Origin of the sequence: Streptomyces sp. TN58, from assembly GCF_001941845.1 — a bacterium.
GTDB lineage: Bacteria > Actinomycetota > Actinomycetes > Streptomycetales > Streptomycetaceae > Streptomyces.
In genome coordinates, this window is sequence record NZ_CP018870.1 from 641,491 (window position 1) to 655,779 (window position 14,289).

The 14,289-nt window shown below is 74.5% G+C and carries 13 protein-coding genes and 1 pseudogene; 6 read left to right on the forward strand and 8 right to left on the reverse strand.

What is annotated here, in order from left to right; translation table 11 throughout:
* Positions 1-5 precede the first annotated feature (5 nt).
* Positions 6-1,082: an RNA ligase (ATP) gene (locus BSL84_RS03055; protein ID WP_075969734.1), complete on the reverse strand. Its 1,077-nt coding sequence runs from the start codon at positions 1,080-1,082 to the stop codon at positions 6-8.
* A gap of 215 nt (positions 1,083-1,297) precedes the next feature.
* Here BSL84_RS03055 and BSL84_RS03060 point away from each other — a divergent pair, with 215 nt between their 5' ends.
* Positions 1,298-2,041, forward strand: coding sequence for an SDR family NAD(P)-dependent oxidoreductase (locus BSL84_RS03060; protein ID WP_075969735.1), 744 nt, complete (start codon positions 1,298-1,300; stop codon positions 2,039-2,041).
* 35 nt (positions 2,042-2,076) lie between these two features.
* On the opposite strand, the gene BSL84_RS03065 is transcribed toward BSL84_RS03060, so the two are convergent.
* Positions 2,077-2,844 (reverse strand): peptidoglycan-binding domain-containing protein, encoded by a 768-nt coding sequence (locus BSL84_RS03065; RefSeq protein ID WP_075969736.1) that lies wholly within the window; start codon positions 2,842-2,844, stop codon positions 2,077-2,079.
* A 467-nt stretch (positions 2,845-3,311) separates the two neighbouring features.
* Between BSL84_RS03065 and BSL84_RS03070 the strand changes: the two genes are divergently transcribed.
* A complete protein-coding gene (locus tag BSL84_RS03070) occupies positions 3,312-3,767 on the forward strand; it encodes a hypothetical protein (protein ID WP_075969737.1) in 456 nt (151 codons plus the stop codon).
* Between the two features lie 2 nt (positions 3,768-3,769).
* Here BSL84_RS03070 and BSL84_RS03075 read toward each other — a convergent pair whose 3' ends face one another.
* Complete coding sequence (locus BSL84_RS03075; RefSeq protein ID WP_075969738.1) at positions 3,770-4,087, reverse strand: hypothetical protein; 318 nt, start codon at positions 4,085-4,087, stop codon at positions 3,770-3,772.
* A gap of 91 nt (positions 4,088-4,178) precedes the next feature.
* Here BSL84_RS03075 and BSL84_RS03080 point away from each other — a divergent pair, with 91 nt between their 5' ends.
* A complete protein-coding gene (locus BSL84_RS03080) occupies positions 4,179-4,649 on the forward strand; it encodes a hypothetical protein (protein ID WP_420711203.1) in 471 nt (156 codons plus the stop codon).
* 213 nt (positions 4,650-4,862) lie between these two features.
* Here the strand turns inward: BSL84_RS03080 and BSL84_RS37740 are convergent.
* The 3 genes and pseudogenes from BSL84_RS37740 to BSL84_RS03095 form a co-directional block, all read right to left on the reverse strand.
* A pseudogene (locus tag BSL84_RS37740) lies at positions 4,863-5,126 on the reverse strand (WYL domain-containing protein); the annotation flags it as partial.
* Between the two features lie 207 nt (positions 5,127-5,333).
* Complete coding sequence (locus BSL84_RS03090; RefSeq protein WP_075969739.1) at positions 5,334-8,066, reverse strand: DNRLRE domain-containing protein; 2,733 nt, start codon at positions 8,064-8,066, stop codon at positions 5,334-5,336.
* A 196-nt stretch (positions 8,067-8,262) separates the two neighbouring features.
* Positions 8,263-10,188 (reverse strand): glycoside hydrolase family 5 protein, encoded by a 1,926-nt coding sequence (locus tag BSL84_RS03095; RefSeq protein WP_075969740.1) that lies wholly within the window; start codon positions 10,186-10,188, stop codon positions 8,263-8,265.
* A gap of 308 nt (positions 10,189-10,496) precedes the next feature.
* On the opposite strand from BSL84_RS03095, the gene BSL84_RS03100 reads away from it, so the two are divergent.
* The 3 genes from BSL84_RS03100 to BSL84_RS03110 all read left to right on the forward strand — a co-directional run bounded on the left by BSL84_RS03100 (position 10,497) and on the right by BSL84_RS03110 (position 12,210).
* Complete coding sequence (locus BSL84_RS03100; protein WP_075969741.1) at positions 10,497-10,820, forward strand: hypothetical protein; 324 nt, start codon at positions 10,497-10,499, stop codon at positions 10,818-10,820.
* Between the two features lie 112 nt (positions 10,821-10,932).
* Positions 10,933-11,394, forward strand: coding sequence for a Crp/Fnr family transcriptional regulator (locus BSL84_RS03105; RefSeq protein WP_234308479.1), 462 nt, complete (start codon positions 10,933-10,935; stop codon positions 11,392-11,394).
* Between the two features lie 372 nt (positions 11,395-11,766).
* The gene (locus tag BSL84_RS03110) at positions 11,767-12,210 is read left to right on the forward strand and encodes an SSI family serine proteinase inhibitor (protein ID WP_045322938.1); all 444 of its coding nucleotides are present in this window, start codon (positions 11,767-11,769) and stop codon (positions 12,208-12,210) included.
* A 224-nt stretch (positions 12,211-12,434) separates the two neighbouring features.
* Here BSL84_RS03110 and BSL84_RS03115 read toward each other — a convergent pair whose 3' ends face one another.
* Both BSL84_RS03115 and BSL84_RS03120 read right to left on the reverse strand, forming a co-directional pair.
* The gene (locus tag BSL84_RS03115) at positions 12,435-13,301 is read right to left on the reverse strand and encodes a GNAT family N-acetyltransferase (protein ID WP_075969742.1); all 867 of its coding nucleotides are present in this window, start codon (positions 13,299-13,301) and stop codon (positions 12,435-12,437) included.
* On the reverse strand, positions 13,298-14,257 hold the full coding sequence (locus tag BSL84_RS03120) for an ATP-grasp domain-containing protein (protein ID WP_075969743.1): 960 nt from the start codon (positions 14,255-14,257) through the stop codon (positions 13,298-13,300). The genes BSL84_RS03115 and BSL84_RS03120 overlap by 4 nt, the downstream gene beginning before the upstream one ends.
* Positions 14,258-14,289: the final 32 nt, after the last annotated feature.

A 14,289-nucleotide genomic window follows, 5' to 3' on the forward strand; every position in this document is an offset into this window, starting at 1 on the left:
GGCGGTCACTCGTACTCCGTGCCGCCCTTGCGGGTCAGGTAGGCCGGGCTGACCGCCTTGGCGATGGCGCGGCCGCCCACGACCGGGCTGTACCGCTCGGTGGCCGGGCGGATGACGACGCCCTCCCGCAGGTGGACGGCGCGCCCGGACACCGTTTCGCGGCCGCCGGCGTGCTCCAGCACGGTGTCCAGGTCGTACGGGCCCTCGTACAGCCGTGGCACCAGCGGGAGTTCGCCGTCCGGCAGGACGGCGGACGGGTCCAGCCAGCGGACCTGGCCGCCGATCTCCGCGCAGACGTCGAAGACGGCGTATCCGGGCGGGGTGTCGGCGGTGCGCGCGTCGGTGCCGTAGGCCAGGTCCTGCACGCCCGCGCCGTACACCTCGGCGAAGATCCCGACCCGGGTCGCGCCGAGCCGGCCGGCCAGCGCCTCGGCGACGGCGGGTACCCCGTGTCCGCGCACCGCGCGCCAGTAGAGGTTGCGCTCGTCCTCCTTGAGGGCGAGGCCCTTCGCACCGAATCCCTTGGAGGAGACGATGGAGCGTCCGCCTTCGACGACGTAGGTGTACAGGCTGGCCGTTCCGTGCAGCTTCTCGGTGAGGACGACGGGCTCGCCGGGCTCGAAGATGTGCGGATACCTCTGGAGGTTCTCGATGTCCACCCACGGCAGCAGGTCGGCGGCGGCCTCGACGTCGCCGCTCATCGTGGTGGGCACGGGCGGGGCCCATTTGGTGATGCCCAGCAGCTCCGTGAAGTCCGTGCCCTCCTTGGCGGCCTGTACGAGGTCGACGTCGGCCAGCGCACGCGGCCGGCACACCAGGCCCTGCGAGAGCTCGCCGCGCAGCCGGACCGCCTTGACCCGGTCGGCGGAGCTGCCGGCGAGCCGCCCGGTGAGGCCCAGCTCCTCGATCAGCGCGGCGGGCAGCACGGCCTGTTCCGGTATGTAGAGCGCGAAGTCACCGGTGCGGTAGGCCCCCTTGGCGATCACCGCGCGGTAGAGGCCCACCTGGGCCAGTTCCAACGCGTCGGCGTTCGGGTGCTCGTGGACGGTCAGCTCTTCGGCTGTGACACGCAAGGTCGACATGGCGGGCTCCAACGGTTCGTCATGGATGGCACCTCACTCGGACTCGCGGTCGGCAAGCCGTGCGGCGCATCGGTGAAGACACTGTCCGTCTCGGCATTTGCGCTGGTCCAGCGATTATCCCGGTGTTAGCCTGCCGCACCGGGCGACGGGCCGGCGTCCCCGCGCGCGCCCGTTCCGCCTCGCGCCGCCAGTTCCGCGTCTCCCCAGGAGGTCCCATGTCACGTCGTCCGGTCACCGTCGTCACCGGCGGCAGCAGGGGCATCGGGGCTGCGACCTGTCTGCGGCTGGCCGCCGACGGGCACGACCTGGTGCTGGGGTACGTCCGCGACGAGGTGTCCGCCGACGCCGTCGCCGGGCGGGTGCGGGCCGCCGGGGTCCGCTGCGTGACCGTGCGGGTGGACACCGCCGAGGAGTGCGCGGTCGAGCGGCTCTTCGACATCGCCGGCTCCGAACTCGGCACGGTGACGGGCCTGGTCAACAACGCGGGGGTGACGGGGCTGCTGGGTCCGCTCGCCGACGCCCGGACCGAGGACCTGCGCCGGGTGGTCGAGGTCAACCTCCTCGGGTACCTGCTGTGCTGCCGCCGGGCCGCCCGCGACATGACGGAGTCCGGGGGCGGGGCGATCGTGAACGTCTCGTCGGCGGCCGCCACCCTGGGCAGCCCCGGAGAGTACGTGCACTACGCGGCGACCAAGGCCGCCACCGACGCGCTGACCGTGGGGCTCGCCAAGGAGCTCGGCCCGCACGGGATCCGGGTGAACGCCGTGGCCCCCGGGACGATCGAAACCGACATGCACGCCGCCATGGGCGACCCCGACCGCCCGGCACGCATCGGGGCCGAGACCCCGCTCCGGCGGCCCGGCCGGCCCGAGGAGATCGCGGGGGCGATCTCGTGGCTGCTCTCGCCGGACGCCTCGTACACGTCGGGAACCGTCCTGCGGGTCGCGGGCGGCCGCTGACCCACGGGTGGCGGGGGGGCGAGGCCCGTCCGCCGCTACCCCATGGCCGCCTGGGTGTTCGGTCCGTAGACGCCCTGGGGGTCGCCCTTGACGGACCGGTCGCGCTGGAGCTGGCCGACGCCGCGCTTGGTCTGGCCGTCGTAGACGCCGGTGACGGAGACATAGGTGAAGCCCTGGCCCCGGAGCATCTCCTGTAGGGCTCGCACCTCGGGTCCGCTGTCGCCCATGCGCAGGGTCACGTACCCATGCGACGGCCGCGGGGCGGACGTGCTGGGGATGGTGGGCGGTTTCGGCCCCGGGCCCGTCGTCGCGTCCGACGCGGCGCCGGCCGAGGTCCGGGCGGACGGGCCGGCGGACCGGGCGGACGGCGTGACAGGGGACGACTCGGTACCGGCGTGCGCGCCGCCCGGGAGCGCCGGCACGGTCAGGTCGGCCGGCGGCTCCGCCCGGGGCGGCTCCGGGTCGGGCCCGGTCAGCAGGAGCACGAGAGCACCGACGGCCGCGAGCGCGAACACGGCGGTCACGGCCTGCGGGAGCCGGCTTCGGCGGTCGGCCGCGCCGGAACGCCGGGAACCGCGCGGGGCGGACGCGATCACCGGTGCGGGGGCGATCACCGGTGCCGCGACTGCGGCGTCCTGGTCCTGCCAAGGGCCGTGCGTGGGGCCCGGGGAGGCGAAGGCGCCGCTCTGCGGCCAGGCAGGAGCTGCCGCGTGCGGCGGGGGGCCGGAGGGGACGACGTACGGGCGTACGGCGAGGGCGTCGTCGGATACGACGAGGCCGTTCTCATCAGGTTCCTGGGACATGGCTGTCTCCCGGCGGGGCGCGGGTCGGCGCGGCGGTGCTGCGCCGGCCCCGCCCGGCCGGTCAGGCTCTGCGCCGCCGGGCGGCCGGAGCCTGGGCCGCGCCGCCGTGGGCGCGGGGCGTACCGAGTGCCGGTGAACCGCCGATCGCGGGCGGGGCGAGCGGTGAGCGAACCGGTATCGACATCTGGGGTATCTCCGGGGTGCGGCTCGAACTGTGGTTCTGATCGGGCGCACTCTCGCCGTACCGGCCGGGCCGGGTCAAGCCTGAGACTCGATCTGCCCCCGTTGTCCCGGTCTGTCGGGGACGATCGGCCGACGGAGCGTTCGCACCGGCGTCTGATCGCCGTGACCCGGAAGAGTGACGGCAGACCGTCCTCCGGCCGCCGCGGCCGCCGCCGGCGTCCGCTGTCACCCGGACGCGTGAGGCGGACAGCGGGACTCGGCGGCCGGTACGGCAAGGTGGTCGGATGCAGTTACGCCGGGCCCTGCCCCTCTCCCTCGTCGCGCTCATGGCCAGCGCCGGCTGTGTCTCCGTCGCCCCGCAGGACCCGGCCCGGGCCGCGGCCCCCTCCCCCGTACGGGAATCCGTTCCCTCCGCCGACGCGTCCGCACCGCCGCCCGCGCGGCCGGCGCTCCCCCTGGGAGAACTGCCCGCGCCCGCCCCGCCCGAGCAGGCCCGGGACGCCGACCGGGGCCCGGCCGGGGACACCGGCCGGGCCCCGGCCGCACCCGCCGCGCCCCGGGAGCGGGCGCACGAGAAGCAGGCGGCGCCGCCCCGGCGGACGCGGGTGCCCGGATCCGCGACCGCCCACCCGCGCCGGCGCCCGAAGCCGCCGCCCCGCCTGGACGAGCTGTGCGCGGCCGCCGACGGCGTCGTACCGCCGTCCATCGTCGACCTCTGCCTGCGGCAGTACGGCCGCTGACCTCACCCGCCGTGGACCCGGCCCCGGGGGCGGGAGCCGCAGGCGAGGGCGCACCGGCGGACCGTGTCGCGGCGGGCGGTACGCAGCCGGTGCATTGTGTCGTGGCCGCGCCGCTTCCACTCGCCGCGCGGCAGCGCGGCCCGCTGCCCGCCGCCGGCGATGAGGGCGTTGACGGGGGTCATCGGGTCGGCGGCCATCGCCTTGGCGAACAGGACGCCGACCACGAGCGGGACCAGGGCCACGGCGAGGGCCGCGCCGGCGGTGGTCACGTGCTGCATGCGCGGGCGGACGGTCGCGCTGCGCGGGGCTTCGTTGTTCATGACCCCATTCGACCAGTGGCGGCGCCCGGGGGAATCAGGGCGGATACTCAGGCCGTTGGGTGCGGGGTACTCAGACGGGCGGGGCGGTGGGGTGATGGCGGATCCGGGGCAGGGCTTCGAGCCGGCGACCGGGGACGGCGGCGAGGCGTCGTCCGCGCGGCGGGAGGCGGAGTTGCGCACCGCGTACGAGGGGCTGCTGCAGATCCGCCGCCTGGTCAACGGCCCGGCGGGAGCGGCCGTTCCCGCACCGTGGGAGGTACGTCGGCTGCCGCGCGCGGTGGCCCTCGTACTGGAGGCGGCGGGGTTCCCGCCGTCGGCGCTGGACGCCGAGGGCCGGCGTACGCGTACGGGCTACCGTGTGGCCGCCGCCGGGTCGGGGCCCACGGCGGGGGCGGAACGGGTGGAGGTGACCTGGGTCGGCCCGCCGGGCGGGGGCGCGGCGGGCGAGGAGCGGGAGCGGCTGACGGCCTGCGCGGCCGTGCTGGAGGAGCTGGGCTGGGTGTGTCTGCTGTACCGGGGCCCGCGCGGGCGCCGGTTCCTGGAGGTGGAGCCCCCGCACTGACCCGACGCTGACCGGGCGCCCGGCTGCCGGGCGGCGCTCAGGCGTAGCGGTCGGCGAGGGCGGCCACCGTGGCGGCCAGGGGGTGTCGTCGAAGTGGCGTCGGCGGCCCGTGAGGGAGGGGGTGGCGGGGTCCGGTGCGTGCGCTCGCAAGGCGGATGCCTCCGCGCCCAGGCGGAGGAGGTCGCCGACGGCGACGGCCTCGGACTCGACGGCGAGGCAGACCCGGACCCAGCCGTCCTCGTCGGGCGGGCCGGCGTCGGCGAGGGCCCTGGTGTCGGCCGCCCCGAACTGCATCGGCAGCAGCTTGCGGCCGCGCGGGGAGAGGCGCAGGTGCGCGGTGTGCCGGTGGAGGGCCGCGTCCAGTCGGCGGGTGGACTCCTGCCAGTACGCGGCGAGTTCGAAGCCGGCCGGCCGTTCGAAGACCTGCTCGGCGGTGTCCACCGTGAGGAACCGGGCGACGCGGTAGGTCCGTACCACGCGCTCTTGGGCCTGACGGGCTCCGGCGGCTTCACGTACCGCCTGGGGACACCTCCGTCGAGTACGCCTTCACGTACGCGCCGGCCTGGTCCCGCACCGGCCCGGCACCTGCCAGGGGGCGCGGACCGGTGTGGTCCGCGCCCCCTGGTCTGGGTGTCCGGTCGGCCTGGGAGGTGTCCGGTGGATCAGTGCCGGACACCCCCGGTGTCACGGCGCGCCGAAGGTGAGCGTCAGCTGCGGCGTGCCCTCGTTGGCCTGCGCCTCGGAGGACCACAGCCACAGGGCGTCCGTACCGGAGCTGCTCAGCGCCAGGCCGAGGCTGCCGCCGAGTGCCGCCGCGACGGATCCCGTCGTCAGCGTGGCGGTGTGCACGGCCGAGCCGTCCGGGATCCCCGGGTAGGCGCCGAGGGCCGGACCGCCGAGGGCGGGGCGGTTGTTGTAGGTCGTCGTGCCCTCGCTCCACGAGCCGGTGACCGGGACGACCGAGACGGTGTCCGTCGTACCGGCGCCGCCCGCCGTGCTCGTCTTCACGCTGAGCGTGGCGGACTTCAGCACCGTGCCCGCGGGCGCCGCCGGCAGGTCGAAGCGCAGGTAGCTCGCGTAGAACGAGGTGCCGCGCACGGCCAGGGAGGACGAGGTGCCGTAATTGGTGCCGGGCGCTCCCGCGTTGGCGTAGGTGTCCTCCGCGGCGGTGACCTGCACCACCGAGTCGGCGGGGGCGGTGGCCAGGGCGTAGTGGTTCTGCACCTGGGCCGAGCTCAGCACGGTCGGGTAGACGGCGCTCTCGTCGAGCTGTCCCGCCCACATGTCGCTGGTCGGTCGGTTGGGCCAGCCGCCGAGGCTGTCGCCGCCCGCGTGCCAGTAGCCGGAGTAGTTCTCGTGCGCGGTGACGGCGAGGGTGCCCCGTTGGACGCCGTCCACGTAGAGGGTCATCCCGCCGGGGCCCTGGGTGGCGACGGCGTGGTGCCACTGGTTGTCGTTGTACGCGCCGGCGGTGGTGATGGTGCGGGTGGCCCCGGTGTAGACGCCGAAGACCAGTCGGCCGTCGTTGGTCATGTAGAGGTGCTTGTCGTACTGGTAGCTGCCCCGGTCCTGGTTGCTGCCGAATCCGAAGAGCTTGCCGCCGCGGGTGGTGTTCGTCCTGAACCAGGTCTCGACGGTGTAGGCATTGCCGATGGTCTGCCGCTTGTCCGCGTAGATCCGGGAGTCCGTGCCGTTGAAGCCGATCGCCGTGCTCGCGCCGGACACGGCGCCGGGCGTCTGCCGCAGGGCGGGGCCGTTCATGTGCACGCCGTTCTGGTTGCCGCCGGCCGAGGAGTCCGCGGCGTAGGGCTGGATCGCGTCGTCGTAGCGCCAGTACAGCTGGGCCCCGTCGGCGCGGACCTGGGTCGGGTAGCTCTCGGCCCGGGTCGGCACGGTCACGCTCGCCGTGGCGGACAGGGCGCTGGTGTTCCCGGCCGCGTCGGTGGCGGTCACCCGGTAGGTGTACGACTGGCCGGCGGTTACGGTGGTGTCGGTCCAGGCGGCCTGCGGCCGCCTGAAGAAGAGCGAGTCCGCCGCGACCGTGGCGATCGGCGAGGCCGAGCCGTTGCGGTAGATCCGGTAGGTCAGCGCACTGTCGTCGAGGTCGAGGCTGGTGCGCCAGCGCACCTGGACCTCGCCCGGCTCGAAGCTCGCGGCGCTCGCCACGGGCACGGTGGGCGCGCCGGTGTCGCCGGTGGAGGCGAACCGCGTCAGGCTCTGCTGCGCCGCACCGTTGACGGTGGTGAACTCGCCGCCCACCCACAGGTACTGCACGCCGCCCTTGGAGCCGACGGCCATCACGCGCGGGCCGATGCCCTCTCCGATGCCGTCGTTGGTGTCGGGGGACCAGCCGAGCTTGCCGATGGCGTTCGTGGGCTGGGCGAGCAGGTGGTGGCGTTGGCCGTCGGGGAACTCGCCGACGCCGGCGCAGTCGTGCGCGTGCGAGGCGCTGTAGAGGACGTTCTGGTACGGCAGCACCGCCTGGGTGGCGCCCAGGCAGGTGTCGCGCCAGCGCTGGCCGAAGCCGGGCAGGTCGAGCGCGATCCGGCCGTCGAAGACGCCGCCGCCGGTGCCCTCGTTGGCCGTGTAGAAGCCGGTGGCGTCGGTCGCGATGTCCTTGACGACGGAGTTGGTCTCGATGAAGCCGGGGTAGGGCTTGGTGAGTGCGCCGCTCGTGGCGTCGACGACGGCGAGCGCGTGGCTGTTCGTGCCGTTGACGGTGAAGAAGTCCCCGCCGAGGACCACGTTCTTGCCGTCGGGGGTGACCTCCACGGCGCGTCCGGGCTCGTCGGCGTCTGCTGTGAAGGCCTTCAGCGCCCCGTCGGCGGCGCCGACGGCGGCGAACCGTGCGCGCGGCTGCCCGGCGACGGTGAGGAAGTCGCCGCCGGCGTAGACCGTGTCACCGGTGACGGCGAGGGCGCGGACGGTGGCGGCGAAGGCCGGGCGAAACGCCGTCTTCACGGTGCAGCTGGCCACGTCGATGGCGGCGAGGCTGGAGACCGCGGTGCCGTTGACCGCGCCGAAGTACCCGCCGGCGTAGAGGGTCGACTTGTCCGGTGAGAGGGCGAGCGCCCGGACCGTCGCGGTGCCCGACCCGATGGTGAAGGACAGCTTGCAGGAGGTGGGGGCGCCGGTGGCGGCGTCCAGCGCCACGAAGTTCACGGCCTGCTGCTCGCTGCCGGCGCCGCCCGCGGGCGGGCGCACGGTGGAGAAGGTGCCGCCGGCGAAGACCTGTCCGCCGGCCTCGGCGAGGGCCCATACGACGCCGTTGGGCTGCCAGGTGGACAGTGCGTCGGCGGTGAAGGCCACGGGCGGCGTGAGCGCCGCCGCCTGTGGAGCGAGGGCGAGACCCAGCCCTGCTCCGGTTCCGGTCAGGGACAGGGCGAGAGAGAGCGCCAGCCCACGGGATCTGCGCATGAACCCCCCAGTTCGGTGTGCGGTACGACCGTGGGGCACGGTCGGCGGGTCATGGCCGGAAACCGCCGTACTTACGTACACGGCCATGCCTACGGCGCACCCTAGAGCGAAACGGCGGCCAGTTCACCCTTCTTGACGCATCGGATGAAGAACCGCGCAGAGCCGGGCGAGGACGCTCCGCAGCCGGCCGCCCCTCTTACCGGAGCACGTCCGGGCCCGGCAGGGGGCGGCAGAGCAGGGCGGCCGGCGACGGGCGCGAGGCGACCCGGGTCGTGAAGGCGACACCCGCCGCATACTCCGTGGGCAGGCACTGCCCCTTGTACCTTCCGGTGGCGAAGTCGGCGCCCGGGCCGCCGGCCGGACGGTTGTCGCCGCGGTCGAACCAGAGGGTCCGGCCGCCCGCCGGCAGGTCCGTACGGGCCGGTGCGCACAGCGCCGCCGAGACGCGTTCGCCCCGCAGGCTGTAACCGATCACGAACTGGCCGGCCGGGCACTGGAACTTCGTGTACCCGGTGGCCCAGTCTCCGCCCGCGGACACGTACCTCTCGTCCCGGACCACGGTGTGCCCGCCGCTCGGGGCGCGCAGGCCGGAGTCCGTGCACATGCCTCGGCCGCCGGTGTGGGCGAGGCCGGCGAGGCGGGCGCCGTCGGGGCAGACCGCTTTGCGGGCTCCGCTGTCCCAGTCTCCGCCGGCCCTGGTGAGCAGGGAGGCGCTGTGGTCGCGGTGGTCGGTGGTCAGCTGGTACCAGGAGGTGCCGGCGGCGACGGGACCGGTGCGGCCCGGAGCGGTGAGGAGCCCGGACCAGCGTGCGGTGCGCCAGTCCCCCGGGTCCAGGACGCCGGAGCGGCGCCCGGCCGTGTCGTAGCGGAGCAGGGCCCAGGTGTCCCCGCCGGGGGCTCCCTGGGCGGTGGTGCTCCAGCCGACGAGGGGCCAGTACGCGTAGTCAGCGTCGGTGCGGGCCAGGTGGCCGGTGAGGCGGTCGAACCAGGTGCGGGGAGCGGCGCCGCCCTCGTCGGCCCCGATGCCGAACTCGCTGATCCAGACGGGGGCTGTGAAGTGCGCGCCGGTCTCGGCGGAGACGAAGAAGGCCTGGTCGTAGAGGGTCTGTTCCAGTTCCGCCGCGGTCATGTCCTGGTAGCGGGCGTCGTGGGTCTCGCCGATGCCGGTGGCTCCGCTGTGCCGGGGGCCGGTGTACGCGTAGAAGTGGGCGGAGTAGACGAGCTTGTTCGAGACGACCAGGGTGTGCGAGAGGGTCCGTACGGGGGTGAGGGTGGGGCGGCCGTGCGGGAAGCCGTCCACGGGCAGACCGAACCAGTTGATGCCCTCGACCACGATCAGCAGGTTCGGGTTGGCCTCCGTGAGGATGCGGTCGGCGGCCTCCTGGGCGGCCGCGTGCCAGTCGTGGTTGTCGCCGAGGCCCCAGTTGGGGTCGTCCCAGACGTCGCGGCGGACCTCGTTGTACAGGTCGGCGCCGACGACGCGCGGGTTGTCGCGGTAGCGGCGGGTGAGGAAGACCCAGTCGTCGGCCCACTGGGCCGTGGACCGGCCGCTGTTCCAGCGTTCGTTGCCGTCGAGGCCGCAGCACCAACGGGTGGTGACGGTGTGGTTGTTGAGGATGACCGCGAAGCCGGCGCCGGTGAGGGCGGCGACCACGGCGTCGTAGACCTGGAGGGGGGTGCGGCCGCGCAGCGACGGGTTGGCGGCGACGGCCGCGTCGGGGACCGGGGTGGGGGTGCGCAGCATCTCGTTGGAGAAGGGCAGCCTGATGCTGTTCAGGCCGAGGGCGCGGAAGTCGGCGAGCAGGGCGGGCAGCGGGACCCGGTCCAGGCCGAGCGGGATGCCGTTGGCGTTCTGGCCGCTGTGGTGCGTGGCCGGGTCGTCGCGGTCGCCGGAGCCGTTCCAGGAGCCCTGGGCTCCGTCCCAGTTGCCGGAGCGCAGGCGGAACCGGTTCCCGTTCGCGTCGACGATGTACCGGCCGCGGGTGGAGAGCGGCGGCGTCCAGGCCTCGGCGCCGGCTGCCGGGGGCTCCTGCGGGGGCTGGGCTGCCTGCGCTGCCTGGGCGGGCAGGGTGCCGGCCGTCAGCAGGAGGACGCACAGGACGGCGCGTAAGAGGCTTCTCATCGTGCTCCCACCCGGTTCGGCCGCCCGGTCGGGCGGCTGCCGCGGGTCAAGTTACCGGCGGGTCCCGTCCGGGGGAAGCCGCGCGCCCGCACGCTTCCGGCGGTGCTCCGCGGCTGCCTCGGCCCGGCCGACCCACCGGACCCACCGGACGCGTCGGACCCACCGGACGCATCGGACGCATCGGACCCACCGAATCCGGCCGCCCGCGCCCGCCCGCGCGGAGGCACCCTGCGGAAACGGCCCCGCGTGGCGCCGCGCCCCTCTACCGTGCCCTGCATGGACGGGGCCGGCGGCGGAGGGCGGGACGGATGGACGAGCAAGAGGACATGCGGCTGGCGGGGATGACACCGGAGATCTTCCGCCGCACCCTCGCCATGCTGCGCGGCCTCGCGGGCCTGGAGCCACCCGAGCAGGTCCCGGAGGAGGCCATGCTCGTCGCCGACGCGGTCCTGGCCGAGCTCGGTACGGACGGACTGCGGGTGCTGGTGATGACACTGGCGGCCTGGGCCACGGCCCAGATCGAGAACGTCGCGGAACTGAGCGGGCGCAGCCACGAGGCCGTACTGGACGCGATGGAGCTGGCATGCATGGAGGCGAACGCGGACGACCAGGGGCGTCACCAGCGGGAGTGAGGGCACGCCGCCGGCGGAGATGAAAGGGGTGTCGCGGGCCGATCCGGATCGGGCCGCGTCAGCGACACTGGGAGCAGCAGGAGCGTCGCGGGGGGTCCGATCGGAGGCCGTCGTGAGCACACCTTCCCCCATCCGAATAGCCGCCGTGTTGTCCACGGAGCACCGTGGACGGCTGATGGCGCAGGCCCATGAGGTCAATTTCCCGGAGAACGCGCGGATCTTCGACGAGGGCCACCGGGCGGATTCCTTCTGGATCGTGCGCTCGGGCACGGTGACCCTGGAGGTGCCGGTGGCGGGCCGCCGGCCCGCGCAGGTGGAGAACCTCGGCCCCGGCGAGCTGGTGGGCTGGTCCTGGCTGTTCCCTCCGTACGTGTGGCAGCTCAGTGCGGAGGCGATGACGCCGGTGCGGGCGTACGAGTTCGACGCGGCGGCCGTACGGATGCTGATGGACGCCGATCCCGCCTTCGGATCCGCGGTCGGGCACTGGGTCGGTCGCGTGCTCGCGATGCGCCTCCAGCAGACGCGCACCCGGCTGCTGGACCTGTACGCCCCGCGCCTGGGCGCTGCCGGCTGAGGCCGGGGTACCACACGCGCCACCGCCGCGCGGGCGGCGTGGCATGCCGAGGGCTGCCCGCGGTCTCCGGCCCCGCCGGTGCCCCGGCGGCGGCGCCGCTCCTTGCCGTGCCCGGGGGGCCGGTAGGCCCCCCGGGCTCAGTTTCGGGCGGATGACCAGTGGGCCGCCGCATGTTTCGGGGAGGTCTTCCGGTCGGTGTTCGGCCGATTCGGCTGCCCGCTGCCGCACAGGTCACGCCCCCGCCACCGCTGCGGTCTGCACTCATCCGCACACGATCGGTGACGAAAAAGGGCGGCCCGAACGGGCGTTCGCGACTTCTGTCGGCAAGACTCTGTCCGCTATCCGCAACACCAACCCAAGGGAGTGTTCGAAATGCGGTCCATCGCAAGGGGTCTCGGACTCGGTTCCGCCGCCATGGCGCTCACCGCGCTCACCGCGCTGGCCTGGCCGGGGACGGCCGGCGCAGCCCCGACCGGTGCGCAGAGCCTGTACGCGCCGTCCGCGCTGGTGCTCAGTGTGACGGCCGGCCCGGACGCCGACACCGGCACGGTGCTGCGGGCGGTGACGCTCGTCTGCTCGCCCGGACCCGGCGGGACCCACCCGGACCCGGAAGCCGCCTGCGGCGAGTTACGCGCGGCCGGCTCGCAGCTCGACCCGCTCGCGGCGCCCGCCGCCGACGCCGTCTGCACCAGGGAGTGGAACCCGATGACGGTGACGGCCGACGGCGTGTGGCAGGGCCGCCGGCTCAACTACACGTACACCTTCGCCAATCCGTGCGGCCTGCGAAACACCGCGGGCACGCTCTTCGCCTTCTGATTCTGCTGGGCCCTGTCTGGCAAACAGCGCCGTCCGCCCGCAGGGCCGGGCGTCGCACGCCAGGCGGGATGTGTCCGGCACGGCCTTGGGGGGTGTCGTCAAAGTAGCGTCGGCCGCCCGTGAGGGCGGCCACCCAGACGGAACCTTGACGACACCCCCTTCAGCGGTGGGCCGGGCGACGCCGTGCGACCGCCGCCCGGTCCACCACACAACTCACAGGCACATCAGCCAAGTTCGAGGCTGGTCACGCCGAACAGCTCGGCCATGGGCAGGTCCGGGGCGGGGCCGGTGTACATCCGGGCCGCCTCGAAGGTCGAGACCAGGCCGAGGCCCTTGAAGAGCGCGGTCGCCTCAGGGTTCGCGTCGGGGACGTCCACGGCCACCGGCCCGCCGGACGCGTGCCGCGCCAGCCGCCGCAGCAGGGCCGCCGCCACGGCGGGAGTGGCCGCGTACAGGGGGCCGATCCGGTGGGCGGCGCTGCACGGGCGGATCACCCCCAGGCCCTCGATCCGGCCGTCGCGCACGGCAGCCAGGGCGGTCCGGCCGGGCAGAGCGGTCCAGGCGGAGAGGAAGGCGTCCCGCGGGGCGGGGAAGAACCGCCGGTCGTAGGCGGCGAGCAGGCCGAAGGGCAGCGTGGCGGCGTCCACGATCTCGACCCCGCCTCCGACTCCGTCCGTGTCGCCGTCCGCGTCGCCGCCTTGGGGCACGCCTTCGAGGCGGACGTTGTTCCAGGCCGAACGGAAGCCGGACTTCCGGTAGTTGTCCTGCTGCTCGACGACCCCGTCGAGGCCGACGAGCCGCCCGTCGAGCCGTTCCATCCCCGCACGCCAGAGCCTGATGCCGTAACCGCGTCCCCGGTGGGCGGGGCGGGCGATGTAGAAGCCGATGAAACCGAAGCCGGCTCCATAGCGGACGGCGGAGATGCAGGCCACCGGTTGCCCGTCGAGCCGCCCCACGAGGAAGCCGCCGGGATCGGCCACGGCGAAGGCGAAGCGGTCCGAGTCCCCCGGGTTCCAGCCCTCCTCGTCGGCCCAGCCGCGGATCATCTCCATGTCGGCGGCGCTCGCCCCGGTGATCTCGAATCCCGTCATAGCGGTGTTGTACCAGAACCCGAAGGTGCGCGCAGGGGTACCTGACCGGCCGCCAGAAGCCGGGCGAACGCGTCGAGATCGGCCCCGTGGTGCAGGTCGCTGACCTGCCCGTCGCCCACTTCGACGACGCGCCAGACGCCGTCGGCGCGCAGGGCCAGGTCGGTGGTCACGAAGGGGCATCCGAGTGCTTCGACGGCCTCGCGGACCGGTCCGAGGTCGGGGGTCACCACGTCGGCGACGGGGCTGTCCGGATGGGCGGTCACCAGCCGCGGCTCCGCGTCCCGCCACCACACGCGCACCTCCCCGGCAACCGGCTCACCCGCCCGCGTCCGCGGCGCGACGAAGTCCTCGAAGGCCCTCAGGACCACGCCGCCCGCCAGGAAGTCCTCCTGGAGCGTGACGAACCGGTCGACCACCCGGTGCAGAGCGGCCGCGTCGCCGAGGTCGGGCACGTAACAGGCGTCGTCCCACTCGTGCTTGCGGGACTTCACGTAGTCCTTGACCACGGCGGCGCCGGGCGGCAGGTCCGCGGCGAGGGCGGTGAGCCGCTGCGGATCCGGGGTCCGCCCCGGATCCGTCGGAAGCCAGGCGCTGGCCGGGGTGAGGCCGGCGAAGGTCCCGTACCAGCCGGGGAGTTCGTGCGCCCGGCGGTACTCCTCGGCGGTGACCGCCAGCCTGCCGCCGCGGCGGTGCAGGGCGGCGTCCAAGGCCCCGTACCGGTCGGCGGGCACCATCCAGCCCCGGTACCAGACGGGGCCCGCGCCGCCGGGCACCCGGGCGAGGGCCCCCTCGGCGTCCCCGGCGAGCAGCGCGTCGTGGTCCACGAGCAGCACCCTGCCTCCGGCGGCGCGCAACTGCCGTGCCTCCGCGGCGAAGTGGGCATCGACCCGGCGCTCGTTCAGCGGGTCGCGGCAGTACAAGACGGTGGCGGTCGCGTCGTCGGCCGTGGTGCGCATGCGGCCACCTTACGCAGGCCGGCGCGGAGCGC

Coding starts and splice junctions, on each gene's coding strand:
- BSL84_RS03115 (WP_075969742.1), bottom strand. CDS start 13,301: ATGACGGGATTCGAGATCACCGGGGCGAGCGCCGCCGACATGGAGATG.
- BSL84_RS03060 (WP_075969735.1), top strand. CDS start 1,298: ATGTCACGTCGTCCGGTCACCGTCGTCACCGGCGGCAGCAGGGGCATC.
- BSL84_RS03095 (WP_075969740.1), bottom strand. CDS start 10,188: ATGAGAAGCCTCTTACGCGCCGTCCTGTGCGTCCTCCTGCTGACGGCC.
- BSL84_RS03075 (WP_075969738.1), bottom strand. CDS start 4,087: ATGAACAACGAAGCCCCGCGCAGCGCGACCGTCCGCCCGCGCATGCAG.
- BSL84_RS03100 (WP_075969741.1), top strand. CDS start 10,497: ATGGACGAGCAAGAGGACATGCGGCTGGCGGGGATGACACCGGAGATC.
- BSL84_RS03065 (WP_075969736.1), bottom strand. CDS start 2,844: ATGTCCCAGGAACCTGATGAGAACGGCCTCGTCGTATCCGACGACGCC.
- BSL84_RS03110 (WP_045322938.1), top strand. CDS start 11,767: ATGCGGTCCATCGCAAGGGGTCTCGGACTCGGTTCCGCCGCCATGGCG.
- BSL84_RS03055 (WP_075969734.1), bottom strand. CDS start 1,082: ATGTCGACCTTGCGTGTCACAGCCGAAGAGCTGACCGTCCACGAGCAC.
- BSL84_RS03120 (WP_075969743.1), bottom strand. CDS start 14,257: ATGCGCACCACGGCCGACGACGCGACCGCCACCGTCTTGTACTGCCGC.
- BSL84_RS03070 (WP_075969737.1), top strand. CDS start 3,312: ATGCAGTTACGCCGGGCCCTGCCCCTCTCCCTCGTCGCGCTCATGGCC.
- BSL84_RS03090 (WP_075969739.1), bottom strand. CDS start 8,066: ATGCGCAGATCCCGTGGGCTGGCGCTCTCTCTCGCCCTGTCCCTGACC.